Here is a 17600-nt window from a genome sequence, read left to right on the forward strand (position 1 = left end):
ATTAGTTTAACCATACGTAAATACTGAAGTTAATACTATCTCTAGACATTGATAAAAGGTTAACGCTGTCTAAAAAATCACACAACCTTTGATAAGTGTTATAAATGACTTAAGTATAGATTATAGAGCATTTGCAGGTAGTCTATAATCTTTTATGCATGACAATTTTTAATACGGGTCGTAAACAATACTTACTTTTTGTGATTGATTCACTGAGATGTAATTAGAAAATAGTCAATCGATAAATATTTAAAGCATCTAACTGATGTCAATACAAATGCTTATTTTAGTTAATTTTTTATCATTAGTCACACAAAGATCTTTCCCTATTTCTAATACAAAGAAATTAACATATTTTGCAGGTCTCTACTAAGACAGTATTATTAATATCATCCTTTAGGTTTGAAATATAACTTGAATATATCGATCTAATATTCAACAAACGGTGTTTTATAGAAAGAAAATATTTGTCTTATTATTGATAATGTATTAATAAAGAGTTTAAATAGTTTAGATAAAATGCATTTCAAAAATTTTTTATGCTATGTCTCAAATAAAATATATCATTTAAAACAATCACTGTATCTAAAAACTGATTCAGAGTACTCTTTTTTTAATCAAACTCATCAATATAGCAACAAATATATATAAGAAAAAATTTGAATGCTTTCGACAGTTTTAGTACATGCATGATATTTTTAACGACTGAATTCATGTTCAATAAATCTTGCTTATAAAAATATCAAATATATAAATTTATTACGTTCATCTATCTTAATAATTTTAGTCAGTACATGATGCACAATATCCATAATGTTTTAATCATATAAGAACACCATCTAGTAACATACCTTTTCATACAGAAAAGCTATTTTATATTGACTAAAAACTATTAAAATTTTTCTCTTGCTGATTTGAGCAGTTAATTTCTAGCACTATATGGCGAAGATTTTAAGCGCACACCGATTATTCTTATAATCCTAGAAATATTTTTAACCACATCCACTTCTATTTCATGAATCATATCAATATGTTAATATTTTTTATCTCAACTATCAAAATAATTATAATAACATTATCATGACTACTAAATTTTAACTTCTACAATTAAATCTTTGAATTTTTTCTACAACAGACCTAACTATTCTTCTGAGAATTTTAAGAATTTCATTTTTAAATTTTGTTTTTAAAATTTATAATAATATTCTGTAGTCTTTTTTTTAGAATTACTTAAAATTACTACATCAATTTTCTCAGTAACACAAATTTTGTGTAATAAAACACAAGCGTACATACAAACTAGTTTTGCAATAGCATATTCGTTGTTAGCAACTAAATAATTATAGTTTCATTTATTAAAATATTTTTAGATTTCTCTCATTATTTGTAGGATTTTTATCCTAAAACTGTATGCATAAAAAATAAAAATTTACATAAGCAACGTCTTAATAAATCATAAATGATTTTTATTTAGACATGCGCCATCTGTATAGTAAACATAATGAAGATTAGCTGATTTTTTTAAGATATTTAAAGTAGAAGGCATTATCATATAAATATAACTTAGATACGGTGGACAGAAGTAATGTCCCTATAAAAAATTTCAATATATTAATAAAAAAATTCAGTTACTTTTAATAGTGTAAATTTAAATATTTTTACTTGATTAATTATTGCTCACGCATTTTACTGTAGAGAAGTATTATTAAGCATATACATTGCACTATATGTCTATTTTCTATTCCAGTTAGTCACATCACTATTAATGATATTAATATAGAAATAATATCAAACAAGCTTTAAATATTAGTTATTAAATCTTAATAATTCATTAATTTTATTGTATCATTATGATAGTAATATATAATTTTCTCTTTATTAAAAACATTTTATAATTTTAAATTATCTTAATTCTTTATTGTAGTAACTCACTATTTTCTACTTCTAAAAAATGTAATAACTGAACTGATATTTATTTATTATTTAATAATATTTAAAATACAATCCGATTCATTACTTAATGTGGTAGTGCAATTATAGTTTATAAACAATGAAAATGTTTTTCATATGCACGCGCTTTCTCAGCATCATAATTCCGCTCCCATTTAGCAATCACTAACACTGCAAGAGCATTGCCAATAACATTTAATGCAGTACGTGCCATATCTAGTATACGGTCAATTCCAGCAATAAAAGCTAATCCTTCAAGTGGGATACCTACGCTATCTAAAGTAGAAAGCAAAACAATAAAAGATACTCCAGGCACTCCTGCAATCCCTTTGGAAGTAATCATTAAAGTACATACTAAAATTATCTCTCTCCAAATAGACAATTCAATATTATATAGTTGTGCAATAAAGATTGCAGCGATACTTTGATACAAAGTTGAACCATCGAGATTAAAAGAATAACCAATTGGAATTACAAAGCTAGTTACTGATTTTGATGCTCCATATCTTTCCATTTTATCCATAATACGAGGTAATACAGTTTCGGAGCTTGCGGTTGAATAAGCTAATAGTAATTCTTCTTTCAAAATTTTCATTAAAGTGAAAATCTTAATTGTGAAGTAGCGTGCAACAAGCCCTAGTACCACGATTATAAAGAAAATAATAGCACAATGAACTAAGAAAACTAATTTTAATAATGGTACTAATGATTCAAAACCAAAATTTGCTACAGTAAGAGCGATTAACGAAAACACTCCAATAGGCGCATACATCATAATAATATTAGTTACACGAAACATGGTTTCAGAAAATGCTTGTATTATATCTAGCAATGGTTGTTTTTTATTTTTTGATAATGCAGAAAGTCCTAAACCAAATATGATAGCAAAAAAAATAACAGGTAAAATATCACCACTAACCATGGCAGAAAAGACATTACTGGGAACCATAGTTAAAATAGTATTAATAATTCCTGAAGGATGATTTTCAACTTCTTGGTTTATTTTTTCGTATGGTACTATATTAAACTGTGTTAGTTTTGACATATCAATACCAACGCCAGGCTGAAATATATTAGCAAAACTAATCCCGACAATTATAGCAATAGTAGTAATAAATTCAAAATAAACAATAGTTTTAAAACCTAACGATCCAAGTTTCTTCGTATTCCCTACACCAGCTACTCCAACAATAAGTGTTGAAATCACAATTGGAATAACGATCATTTTAATTAACTGAATAAATATTTGACCCGCAGGCGACAAAAAATTTAATATTAACCAATTTTTATACTCAGCATTCTCATTAAGACATCCACCAACAATAACTCCTAAAATAAGTGCTAATAATATTTGCCAGCCTAGGCCAAACTTAAATAATTTCTTCGTCGAAGTATAGTTTGCAGTCATAATGCTATCTCTCTTGTATTAATAATTTTATATTTGTATTTTTATATCATAAATTTTATATCGAATATTTGTTAAAACTATAGTTATTAGCTTAATACACTAAAATTGTTTCTATAAGTCCAGACTGAATAAAACTATGTATTTTGGCTTTGTATGTAGTAATGATACAAAATTATCAAACATAACTTAGAAGTTTAAGCGATATTGTTCTATAACAATTCAACAATCACTGTTAATTGATTATTTGTATTATGTACTTTAATCATTAACAATAACATGAGAATTAAATAAATACTGTAATATAAATATATTATATAACTTAATAAAAATTAGTGTTTAGTAAAAAAGTACAATATAAAATAAAAATCTAAAAACATTATGCATGTAAAAACGCTACCCTTTAATATAACTTTACTCAAGAATGTCGTATACAATATTCTAAAAAAGATTTGATAAATTATCATCTGATCTGATATTTACTTCAATAATTCTCTAAACAGCTAGGAAAACAATAGTAGCAATTAATATTATTCCATATACTACTCATGAGAAAACTATAACAATTAACTCCTATTCTGCATTCTTTTAAAAAATCAAAAATATTTACTCACAATCCTTATTGCATGACTGATATTTTTATTTATTAACATTGTTATCGATATTTATTTTACTATTTATTATGACAGATAAGGCATATTAATGATAATGAAACAAATAATTATAACCTTAATAAAAAACAACTACAATAATACTAACATCTTAATTTTCGTATTAATTAACACACTTTATCAAATTATAACAAGCATATCTATTTGTCATCTTTATTAATTGTCTATATTAAATGCTAAATTTTTTATTCAATAACCATATAAAGATTTTTATCTCACTCAGTTTTATATACTTATTCTTTTCAGTCTATTTATTTTTAAGAAAATTGTAAACCTATATTTTCTCAAACAACTTCTTAATTATTAATTTCAAACTATTATAACTTTAGTAATTATCGATAAGTAATCAATATTATAATGTATAAAAATTTGGTGCATGCAATGGGATCTATTCACTGCAATTAACCACTATAAGTTAAATAATAAAATTAACTTCAAACTTTTCATGAAATCAAGCGTAATAGAAAATTATTCTATACTATTGTAGTAAGTTTATTAAAGCATTTTGTTGTATTTTATTCATGAAAAGAATTGCTTATACTAGTGAATCGTTCCTATTCACTATAAAATGATCCATATTTTATATTTAGCTATATGAATCAAGTTAATCAACATACCATAGGTAAATACAATGTTCTCACCCATAATGTTTTACATTAGAGAAAAAAGAACGACATTTTAAAAATGTATACTAATTTTACCGTAATACATTTATTAGAGTATTAAACTTGTAATTATTAAACTAATGATCTAAATAATATGAGGATTTTACTGTGAAGTTTTATAACTTTACGATGACAACAAGAATATTTTGTAAAATTATAAAACATGCACGTATGTTTTTTAAGATAATTGCAATGTTGCTAAAATTTCTTATAACATTAAACGTAGTACACTAAATGATATAGTCAAAATAATGTACTTCTAAAAAAATTTATAGTTTTTATAAATCCATTTAATAAATTGTAAACAAATTATTGATCGTTGAAAATTGTTAACATGTATCTTAGACCTGTTATTTTACATAGAAAATATTTTACTTTACTGCAATTATGTTATTCTAATAAAAGCTAATAATGCTATTGAGAAGTATTATTTATTTAGTATTAGTATGAAACATTAATTGAAAATACTATTTTCTTAGTTAGCTCTAAGAATATTTCTTTTAATTATTCAATATTATAATTAAATGAATTATTATCTATCGATATTATTAATATTATATCAATAGTTTAACATATGAAAAATTCCATCCTAGTAAATCACATAAAATGAGAATGAATTATCGAACTTTCAAGCTAAAAATAAATCATAAAACTCATTCTTTTCAATATTAGGTCATAATAATCAATATAGCTAAAATTTAGTAATATACATAGTTTAATTGTAGTTTTTAAAAACTATTAAAACTAATTTCAATTCAAGTGCATTCAATTAAACTTTTCGCGTTTTAAAAAGATTGAAATTGTATGGCAAGGTTGATTACAGAAAATAAATTAATCTTTTCTGCGAAAATAACGTCAAGAACATTCAATATACTTAAGAAAAAAGATGTATAGAACTTTAGATTTTATCACAAACAAAAATGAATCCATTACTAAAACTATATATTAATATAAAATCACATACAGCTAGTTTTAGTTGTTTAACTGAAAGACTTTAGAAAACTAGTCCAATTCTCTAAAAAATAAATTTTATATAACAAGTTGATTACCTAAAGATATGCAAATATTAATTAAAAAATAACAAGCAACTCTCTTTGAGAGAAATAAATGACATAAGATTTTTATTTCTAGTAGAAAAATACTCATTTTAATCTACATTGTACTAAAATGTCAAAATTAATTTATTTATAAGTATTATATATAAATATTCGTCTAATATTAGACTTTTTATTAGATACTAATATTCCTATTTATAAAATATAGTATCATTCGAATGAAGTTTGACAACTAAATTAGAGATTGTTGAATACTTACATATATACAGAAATATAAAAATCTTATTTACATTCATGTCCGCATATGTAAACTTTCAGTTTTCAAATAAAAAATTACATTTATTAAAATATTTTGTGATACATATTATTACATTACTATAAACATCTTTCTTTTTAAAAAACACGTAAAATTATTAAATTTAAAAAATATAATTCTACTATTTAGCTATCACTCAATGAACCATAAGCATCACTAGATAAACTTAAAAAAAACCAAATGTCGCCCTTTTATCTTGAAAAATAGATTACCATACGCATTAACATTTTTTTATTTTCTAGCAATCTTTTGTACGAATAAGATTAATTTCTATAATTTCTCCTATGTATTTAAATATTCCTAAAAAAACCAAAGAATGTTTTCACCATCCTGAAAATCTGAGGTATTATATTAAACTTAATAAAATCAATTTTCACTAGATGATGCAGTGATAGAAACCTTTGAATACCAATACGCATTCAAAATCAGAATATAAATAAAATACCAAATACATAATAACAACATGCAATATCTTAGTATTTTAGAATTACAGTTTATTTTTTTAAAAATTGTTTGAAGGCTTTAGAGTAATATTCTTTCAATCCATTTCCAGTTCTTACTATTACAAAAATAGGAATATCCATTTTTTCAGCAAACGTAACAGCATCAACAGCTCCTAGTACATTAAACGCTGTGGATAAACCATCAGCAATCATGCATTGTGAAGCAATGACAGTGATAGAAGCTAAATTGTGTTTAATCGGTATTCCTGTTTGAGGGTTAATAGTATGAGAGAAACGTATGCCATCTTGCTCAAAATAATTACGATAATCACCTGAAGTCGCAATAGACATATCACCAAGAGAAATAACTTTTTGTGCTATTTGACATAATTCATATGATATTGGTTTTTCAATTGCAATACGCCAAGGAATATCTTGGCCGTTTCTCCCTTTTGTACGAACCTCTCCACCTAGATTAACCATATAATTATTAATACTGATTGATTCTAAATATTCTGAAATAACATCAACACTATAACCCTTTGCTATAGACGAAAGATCAACATATAGCTGAGGAATTGTTTTAAACAAATTATTATTTTGAACAGAAAGTTTTTCAATACCAACCCAAGCGCGACACTTTGCTAATTTATCATGACTAGGAACTTTAGTTATACGACCATCAGGACCAAAACCCCATAAATTAACAAAATGCCCAACTGTTATATCTAATGCCCCATTAGTAAGTTTGTTAATCTTAATTGACTCTTTAACAACCTTTGCAGTAGCTGCTGAAACAGGGAAGGGAATGTTCACCTTTTTGAATTGATTAAATTGACTGAGCTCAGAATCTTGACGGTAAGTAGACATTTGATGGTTAATTTCTTTTAAGAGATTATTAATTTCTAATTTAATATATTCTTGAGTAGGAGATAAAAAATTAGTGACATATTTAATAGAATAATAAGTTCCCATAGTCTGTCCTTGTAGGTTGACTTGTTTAGGTTCACTACAAGAAACTAATAAAAAAATTGCCGTAAAAAATATGACTGGGATTATTACTGTTTTTAGCATTATTATCTCAGTTATTCATCATCAGTAATAAGGAAGCATTGTATATAAAAATGAGTAAACACCTATCGAACTTACTCAACCACTGAAGTATTCAAATAAATATCTTTCCCTTTATATTAGAATCTTAACACATCTTAATAATAGAATGTTTATAACAAGACATCATACCTATGTAAGTCAATGTTTTATGTTTTGAATAATCTTTAAAATAATTTCATATAACATTACATACAAACTTATCTATAATTATCTCAACGATTCTTTTAAATCCAATCACAAAATAGAACATGACAAGTAAATTTTCAAGAGTAAGTTGATTACAATTTTTTGTGCAGCACATTTCACCTTGCAAGCTTTTTGTATTTTTTAACAAGTAATGATTGTATATGTATTATTAACACTATAAACACATACGGAAGTTAATGTGGTCCAAAATATTTTAAGAAATTAAAACTTGATTACTTAGAAATATAAAACACAAATTCTAAAATACAATCGCTGTCTATAAGATCTTTTTTATATTTTCGTATATCCTAAAAATTGTTTATCAATGAAAAATACTAAGATACTGATTTAGAATAATTTTCTAGAAAAGTAATATTACTATACACAATTTAAAAAATAAACCTATTAAAATAAAACCAAAACTTTTAAATGATCACACTACAAACGTTAGTAGAAATTTATATTAGAAGAAATCAGAATATTAAAATAACTTTCCTGATGATTAATACATAATACATTCATTATAAAAAATGTGGATAAACAAGAGAAAGAACTGATAAAAATAATATTCTTTACAAGCGTTCAGGATTAAAAATATGTTTTATAGATAGTAACGTTTTACTTAATATAATTGCAGAAACAACTAAAAGTATCCAAAACAAAAAAGAATTTTAATAAGTTTGTAAGTAATACAAAATTACTTACTTAAATAAATAATATAAAACAATAGAAATAATACAAATAACAACATTTACACATCATACAAAATATACGCTTAGAACTATTTTGAAACAGCGTAACAGGAATATACTATTATATTTCAATACAATCTCAAAACGAAGTTTAATCGTAAATTATGTGAGTTACAAAAACATAACTGCGTACAAATAACTTTCAAATCAGTTGAATATCTTTTCATATTGCATTGTTAATATAGTATTTATTTCTACTTTTCATATAATGCAATACTAATAGGCATTTTATAAAAAATAATATTGTTAATTTCCACAGCTGTATTAATAAGACAATTATTGTATTAAAGGATCTAGATATTGTTTATTTAATAATTTCTTTTTGATATCTAATTTTACTTGAACTTGACCAGAAAGTAACACGCACCCTCAAACACAAAGCATCTTTCAATAGAATCTTAAAAACATTATAAAATCCAAACACCTGTAATATTTAATATAATCGATAACGATGAGTAAGAATTTAAATTATTATCTCTTTATAAACATGAAATATATACACTGCACTGATAGTGTTATTTTAGAAACGTACGCATGTATACCATCATAACTACTAATACAGTACCACTGTATCATTTAATTAGTTTCATTGGTCATAAAGTAAAGATAATTCTCTAAAAAAATTTAAAAAACAACATAAAATCTATAATGATTTATTAAGTCATAGCTATCTGTTGCCTAGATAGCAGGAGATTTTATTTCTAATATTTAAGTAACATATAATTTCAATCTCTCCCTACTTAGTTGAATACACATTAAAATTGATTCTAAATAATAAAATTTTATACATTAACTTTACTCAACATATAAAAAGCATAAAGTAAAAAAATATTTTAACCATGTAAAATTTATTCTTGTTCTCTTACATATTCCCCTTAGATAATTGAAAAATAGTTGAGGAACTCATTTCTTTTTAGTTTTATAGATTATTCAGAATTACAAAAAATTACATGTAGAGGTTCTTTCATATCTAAATCAATACTTTGATTATTCTGCCTAAAATCGTATGGTGTGATACCATATTCTTTACGAAACATATAAGTAAAATGTGATTGCGATCCAAACCCAAAGTCTAATGCTATATCAAAGATAGATCGATTGCTATTTCTTAAAAGGTTAACAGCACTGGATAATCTACGTCGACGAATGTATTTTCCTAGTGACATTCCTGTCACTGATTTAAAAATTTTTTGCATATGCCAGAGTGAATACCCTGAATAAGTAGCAAGCTCTTCTAAAAGAATCACACGACCTAAATGTTCTTCAATTAATTTACTCAAAGCATAGACAAGTGCTAAATAGTTATCTTGTGGCATCTTAATTAATTACTGGAGTATACTAAAACTTTTAATTTACATTTTTGTTTAAAAGAGAAGTATAGAGTATAAGAAAAAATTTTCTTATACTCAATAAGAACTCTCAATATAAATTTTAAAAATCTATCACACCACTTCTAACCAAACTCATATCAGTTCAATTAAGTATAAATCACTAAAGATTGGGTATATTTATTAACGTTGTGATATAGCATTTATATATCTAAATTGTTATAAAAATATTATCTTCAAAGATAACTATCTAATTAAAAATTAATAATATACATCATTACATTTCGATATCAAAAACAATACGCATATATAACTTAATTATACAACATTTATTTTCAAAGATCTACGTCATGATTATAATCGATAAAAATAATAGATAAAACTCTTAAAGTTTTAATTATTATCGACTCAATACTCAATAATAATTAAAATATATATGAGATATCTTTTACTACTAGTAAAAACGATAATTTTTTATTATTATCTTGTATTGTTGTATCTTCAAATATATATAATAAATATTTCATTTAGAAAACAATAAAGATATAATCTTTATATATGATTTGAAACAATTAAATTTTTATTATTTAACATTATTCTTTTAATATGTCAGACTCTAATTGTAAAATTTTTATTATTAATGATGTATCATCAAAATAAAATAAAATAAAAATAATATAAAAATAATATAAGGATTTAAGCAATGTATATCATAAATTTCAAATAAAGTTATAAATTTATTTTTATATTAAAAGATCTATGAAAAACACAATCATATAGTAAAGATAAAGTACTAATAAAAACAAAAATTATTAAATCGTGAATTTTAAAAAGATATATTCAGTGTATTTTCTAGAAATTCCTAGACAGCTCCCAATAGTACAAAGTGATTTTTAGAATCGAAATAACGATTTAATTAGCAGATTGTTAATACAATTAAAACATACATTATATAGTTTTATTGTTTTTTCTAAGATTTTATCAAACAGACAAAAGTATTGTTTATAAATCTATTGATTTATTCTTATTCTTCTTAAAAATGATTACACTGGCAGGAGTAAACAATATGCATATCGTTAATACTAGAACTATATATTTTAGCTTCTTTTACCATTTTATTTATTATTTTGAACGCCATATAATTTAATTAACACATATTCCTATAATACAATTTAATTATAATTTTTATTTATTAATTTTATTAAAATTATTACTATGTTTTCAATTTTTATCTACTTTTAAACAGTGAAAGTGCATTAAAATACAATATAAATCTTACAAGGGCATCCTATTTGTATCGTCTATTCTAATAGCTTTATGAAAGTGAATAAAATACCATTGTCTCTTATTAATGTATAATTAAATTATTTCAAAATGAGTCATAATTTAGGAATAAATATCCCAAAAAAAATGAACTAAGTGGTTCAAAATAATGGTATTCAGGCTTTATTGAAGTATAAATTTAAATCAACAAAATTTATTTCATTTTCATTTATATTGAACAAGTAAATCTTGAGATTTTTTCTGTAATATTATATAAGAAATATTCATCAGCTATATGAAGGTAAACACATATACGTTAGAGAATAATTATAAGGTCAACAACATGTAACGAAAGAGTTAGTATAGCAACGCTAAGTCTTAACGATAATTACCGAAAAAAAATTTTGGATATGACTTGATCATAATGAAATTGTCAAAGATTTATTTAACTAACATTACAATCAGTAATATTTATGATGATAATTCTCTAAAAATCAACAATACTGTCGCTAAAACAACCTTAATAACTATAAATTAATATTGAAAAACTCAATATTACATTTCCTAATTAGCAATTATTGATATTTCTAATCATTTCAGTTTTCTGAAAAGTTAAAATATTAATAAGATCAAGCTTTATTATTATTTCCATGGCTAATTTACTGAATAACTTCAGCTCAAACTGCATAACAACTTTTACAATAACATTATTCTATATATAACATAAACTTCAATTAAGTAAATCACTATTCTGTGATAAGTACTGACGTATTTAACATATTACTTTTGTCACGCTATACAATAAAGAAATATTAATGCTTTTATTCGTTTTTTCTATGTATTTTAATATGCATAATATTATCTTTAATTATCCCGATTCTATATTGTTATCATGAAGTTCTTAATTATAATACATAAAATATTATCATATTGCAATGATAAATATAGTCATATATTATTATGGACTTAATTAGCTAAAAAACTTTTTTTAGTAGAAAATAAATTTTTTATCTACATAAAAAAGAATAAAAGTTTATTTAAAATTTTAAATATAATTATTTTATATAATTAAATAAAATTCGTGATCATAACGAAACTAATATTCATCGAGAAATATATCAAAACATACAATTCTTTTTTATTCAGCACCTAACAGGTAGATATTCTAAACCTTAAATCGTTATAATATTTTTCTATCTATTCTTTAAAATGATTACTATTATAAATCACGAAAAGATTTCTCTAGCATAGATGTACCGCGGATCTTTATTATATACTGTTAAAAATAAAATTATTAAAAAGAAATCACCTTCTATTAAATAGAAAAACCTTATAAAATATTATTAGTTAGATTTTCTGATCTAATGTTATAACTCTAATACAATTTTAGTGCTTATTAATAAGCGACGAATGAATAATACGAACGTAAATTATGAAAATCATGATATACGTAAATAATTACAATACCAAATAATATATATCAGTGGTATGCTAATCATGTCTTATAAAATTAGAATAATAAAACATTTCCTAAAAGTACTTTAGATCGCTTTTTTACATTAAAAACGTCTTAGGAGATTAAGATTATAAAAAAAGATTTTGAAATGATTGTGATCATTAAATGATTGTAATTATATACTAAATATTATATTTAAAATACAAAATAATATACTTAAGACTGTCTTGATCACTCTTCAGAATGAGATTGTGTTTTTTAATCTGATTTTGATTAGAAAATTTCGCCAAATATGCAAGAACAGTAATGATAATGTAAATACTCACTTAGCATTTGTTAAACGAACTATTTACTGTTTTATTGTTACACAGAAAATGTTAAATACGCTCTAAAATATATAAATATGTCACACATTCTTAATTAATAAAGTCAGTATTAGAAATAGCAGTGCATTTCTCTAATAATTATTTTAAACGAAATTGTCAATTATCTATTTCCTTAATGGGAAAAACAAATAATGAATAATTATCTTAACGATCTTTTTCTTATGAGGACAATATTACATTTAGCTATATACCGGGTTTATTATAAAATTAGTATGCTTAAAATAATTGATATATATATTGTATTCATAGTAATTGCATATAACTTAACAAATAATTATAATTCGTTTCTTATTTGTATATCAAATATATCTAATAAAAACATATTATAAGATCGATGTTTATTGATTAGATTGTCTCACTCTATGATAAAAAATTCTTTTATATACGAAATACTAAAATATTTGCGATATCTTTTAAAGAAAATTATAGCAACAGTAACATTGTATATTAAATCAAATAAGCTATTTATAATATAAATACATTACTTTCTAGAGTATGGAGATATACCTTCTTTATTACTTAATGATGATTTTTTGATAGAAAAAGTTCCTCACAAATTTTTATTCATATTAACTTTTCATAATATACTTTAAAAGGATGATCCATAAAAAATTTATTATAATTTTTATTAGTGATAATATTTTATATAATACAGATTATAACAATATTTAAACTTGAAATTCTTTTTTCTTTTAAAGAATATTGTCGATAATGTAAATATTCAACACGATCTTAATAAAACCACAAAGATATTCATAGGTTATGGTATTCTTGATATAGATGTATAAAATGATACATAAAGAATTTATAATACAATATTAAAGCCAGTAATTTTAAATATATCATAATAATTTTAAGAATAAAAATTCTTAAAATATTTCTATAGCTGTAATTTTAACTAATAAATTCAGGAACGATCTCATTACAATAGTTCTTATCTATATCAATAATAATTTTATTTTAATATATAAAGCAAGAATTTAAAATATCATTACCACATTAACCTAGAAAGAATTTATTAATATGGAGGGGTAAATGAAAAAACTAATCATTGGATTCACTGGAGCAAGTGGCGCTATCTATAGTGTTAAAATATTAGAAATACTTCAATCAGTAAAATATATAGAAACTCATGTAATAATGAGTCCTTCTTCCTATCAAACTTTATCATTAGAAACGAGCTATAATGTTCAAGATATCCAAAAACTAGCAGACTATACTTATGATAATCGTGACATTTCTGCTGCTATTTCTTCTGGCTCTTTTCATACAGTAGGTATGATAATTATGCCATGTACAATAAAAACGCTCTCAGGAATTGCACATAGTTATACTGATACTCTCATGACTCGCGCTGCAGATGTAGTTCTAAAAGAAAATAAAAGACTCATCTTAGGTGTTAGAGAAACACCATTACACCTTGGACACTTACGATTATTAGTTCAAGCTGCAGAAATCGGCGCTGTTATTATGCCACCAATGCCAGCGTTTTACCACAAACCAAAAACTATCCAAGATATTATTTACCAAACTATTAATCGCGTCCTAGATCAGTTTGATATTAAACTACAAAAAGATTTATTCTGCCGTTGGAAGGGAGAAGGGTAATATTTACATTGTTTATAATTATTGCTTTCATTAATAATAATTACAATGCTATAAAATTTGACTCTTTAGGTAAAATTTTTTAATATTGTATATAAATGAATTTTACAATAAAGATTAATAATAAGATTTTATATAAACACTAAACATTAGTGTTGATATTCAAACATCCATTAATAATTCATTAATAGCATGTTTATTTAGTTCATATTATATAATAGCATATGTATTTTTTAATTTAAAAAATCTTAAATTATTTTATAAGAAAAATATATTTTCGCTCTTATTTTTAATAAGAGTTATCTAAGAACTTATTAAATATTTTAGTACGTAAAAAAATAAGAAAATAAATAATACATAAATAAACTACAGAGTGGTATTTAAATCGATCTTGTAATTTTTCTAGATTGAGTGATTATTTTGAATATAATAATCTACTTTTTATGCAACTATATTTATAGATTACTTTAAAAACACAGAGTTCGTTACATGAATTTATCTTAACGACAAATTTTGGAGTGTAACATATTTAATATGCTAAAATATTTCACTAATATCAACACAATTTATTAACATACTCATATATTCTAATGATCTTTTTCACTAATAACTACTAAAGTGTTGTATCTATTCATGATATCACTATTCATGAATTCTGTTGTATAAAAATGAAGTATTTCTTGAAAAGAATATCGTTTAATATTCAACACTTTTAATCTACATTATCAATTTATTCATGAGATATATACGACAATAATTATACTTTAACTATAAACTATCACAAAAACACAGTGAAAATTTAAATAATAATTTATATTATTTTCAATACTTAACTACACAGAAACTAAAATTAACAAGGAAAATTGATGTTATTTCATGTACATTTTATTATCAAACCATAAAGTTAAACTATTATAATATTATCCTAATAAAGTTAAAATAGCTAGTTTGTACTGAACCAGATACTAATATTCTTTCTGATACTCAACTAAACATTAATTTTTATATTGGTTGTTCATGAATAAAACTAGTTAAAAAAACAGTTTATGACCTTACTTAAGATGGTTTTAATAATACAAAAACTCGTATTAAAATAATTGTAATGAAAATTATTGAATAACGTCTAAAATTTTCTTACTGTCATTATTATGAACTTAATATATTGAAAGCCTAGATTTCTTACTCAAGAAAATATAATATTTCGATATACTTTAAAACTTTTTTCTTACACTTTATTTTTTTAGGTTAAATGATACAAATTTCATACATATCTGATATACATGATTTTAATATCTTGATTGACACTACAGACGCTAACATCATATTATCACCGCACTTTGATAAAAAAGTAAATCAACATAATTATCATACGAAAATTAGTGAAAATAATAATAATTTACGTAGATTAATTATTTAGCAGTCAATAATGCTAGTATACAAGAAATATGCATTTTAGAACATACACTTTATATAAGAATAACCGTATTCTTTTTATAAAATAATTTATTTAACCAAAATCTAATCTTCTTACTTAACTGTACATATACATGCCGTGTAACTTAATTTAAAATAAGTTTTAATTACTAGACCTAGTGTATTTGATGTAATGAAATAACTAATGAATCTACATATGTTATACACTCATCTATTAATTCCATGTGAAATTATCAGAGAAAATTTTGAGTTTTATCATTTCGCTTAGCTGGAAATATTAGGCAAACTGCTTTTTTTATTAAGTGTTTATTTTGTCTTATTTAATATACTTTTAAAATTTGTTCTATTTAAATAAAAACGCTCTTAGATTGACTGAACAATTAATTAACGAAAAGTTTATGTCAATTTTTTAAAGTTATTAATTCTTATATATAGTATAAGTATTTATTTGAAATAATGTTTTCTTAATGAAACTGCATTAATTATTACTTTTTTCTAGTCAAAATTAAAGTAATTATGTCCATGATTCAATGTCTAACTGTTGTTTTAAAAAAAGTAATAGAGCTTAATAATGCTTAAATAAATCTAAAATTAACCCATATCAAGAACTTAATTTAATGTCTATGGAATATTGAAAATATTTTTATTAAAAGGAAACTTTTCATTTTATCACGTAGAAAATTATAGAAAAATAAAGTAAATTGACAAAGACAGTCGACTTCAGCGCACTAAAGACAATTAAAAAAAAGATTATTAACAAATTAACTATTGTTTTTAGTATCACAAAAACAAAGTTTATCACCTAATCTAATTAACATAAAACTTACTTAACCAGTTATGTAACGTTGCAAGACAATTGAGATGCTATTGCAAAGATATTCTAATATAATAAAACTTTCTATTTAAATAAAATAATTATTAATTCTCTCTAAACATAAAAAGCCACTTAATTAGTGGCTTTTTACTAATGTAATGTCTGGCAGTGTCCTACTCTCACATGGGGAGACCCCACACTACCATCGGCGCTACGGCGTTTCACTACTGAGTTCGGCATGGAGTCAGGTGGGACCACCGCGCTATTGCCGCCAGACAAATTCTATTTATCTTTATTTACTTAACATTATATGTTTGTACTAAACTAAATTTTTATTTTTATAAGTTTCTTTAATGTTAAAACAACTTTTTCTCTATTAAACATCTTTGGTGTTGTTAGGTTAAGCCTCACGGTTCATTAGTACTGGTTAGCTCAACGTGTTACCACGCTTACACACCCAGCCTATCAACGTCTTAGTCTTAAACGTTCCTTTAGGACTCTTAAAGAGTCAGGGAAGATTCATCTTAAGGCGAGTTTCCCGCTTAGATGCTTTCAGCGGTTATCTCTTCCGCACATAGCTACCGGGCAATGCCATTGGCATGACAACCCGAACACCAGTGGTGCGTCCACTCCGGTCCTCTCGTACTAGGAGCAGCCCCTTTCAATCTTCCAACGCCTACGGCAGATAGGGACCGAACTGTCTCACGACGTTCTAAACCCAGCTCGCGTACCACTTTAAATGGCGAACAGCCATACCC

General features: G+C 24.1%; 4 protein-coding genes, 1 rRNA gene and 1 other annotated feature (1 of these 6 running past the window's edge). Of the genes, 1 reads left to right on the top strand and 4 read right to left on the bottom strand.

The genetic code is table 11. The features are described 5' to 3' along the window. Positions 1-2041: 2041 nt before the first annotated feature. The 3 genes from gltP to GFV14_RS03230 form a co-directional block, all read right to left on the bottom strand. Complete coding sequence (gene gltP / locus GFV14_RS03220) at positions 2042-3358, bottom strand: glutamate/aspartate:proton symporter GltP (RefSeq protein WP_457914232.1); 1317 nt, start codon at positions 3356-3358, stop codon at positions 2042-2044. Between the two features lie 3198 nt (positions 3359-6556). Further along, a complete protein-coding gene (locus GFV14_RS03225; protein WP_457914233.1) occupies positions 6557-7579 on the bottom strand; it encodes an FAD:protein FMN transferase in 1023 nt (340 codons plus the stop codon). A gap of 1903 nt (positions 7580-9482) precedes the next feature. Next, positions 9483-9872 (bottom strand): helix-turn-helix domain-containing protein, encoded by a 390-nt coding sequence (locus tag GFV14_RS03230; protein ID WP_457914234.1) that lies wholly within the window; start codon positions 9870-9872, stop codon positions 9483-9485. A gap of 4152 nt (positions 9873-14024) precedes the next feature. Between GFV14_RS03230 and GFV14_RS03235 the strand changes: the two genes are divergently transcribed. Beyond that, positions 14025-14597, top strand: a complete 573-nt coding sequence (locus tag GFV14_RS03235; protein WP_457914235.1) for a UbiX family flavin prenyltransferase — start codon at positions 14025-14027, stop codon at positions 14595-14597. Positions 14598-17002: 2405 nt separating this feature from the next. Here GFV14_RS03235 and rrf read toward each other — a convergent pair. After that, positions 17003-17118 (bottom strand): 5S ribosomal RNA (rrf, locus tag GFV14_RS03240). 120 nt (positions 17119-17238) lie between these two features. After that, positions 17239-17600, bottom strand: a sequence feature (mutual gap in cmsearch alignment for this rRNA model is longer than 100); it runs 2294 nt beyond the window's last position.

The sequence above is a fragment of the Candidatus Hartigia pinicola genome (assembly GCA_020541205.1).
Taxonomy (GTDB): Bacteria; Pseudomonadota; Gammaproteobacteria; order Enterobacterales; family Enterobacteriaceae; genus Hartigia; species Hartigia pinicola.

What these genes read in the sequence shown, in the direction of transcription:
- gltP (WP_457914232.1), bottom strand. Translation starts at nt 3,358, where the DNA reads ATGACTGCAAACTATACTTCGACGAAGAAATTATTTAAGTTTGGCCTA.
- GFV14_RS03225 (WP_457914233.1), bottom strand. Translation starts at nt 7,579, where the DNA reads ATGCTAAAAACAGTAATAATCCCAGTCATATTTTTTACGGCAATTTTT.
- GFV14_RS03230 (WP_457914234.1), bottom strand. Translation starts at nt 9,872, where the DNA reads ATGCCACAAGATAACTATTTAGCACTTGTCTATGCTTTGAGTAAATTA.
- GFV14_RS03235 (WP_457914235.1), top strand. Translation starts at nt 14,025, where the DNA reads ATGAAAAAACTAATCATTGGATTCACTGGAGCAAGTGGCGCTATCTAT.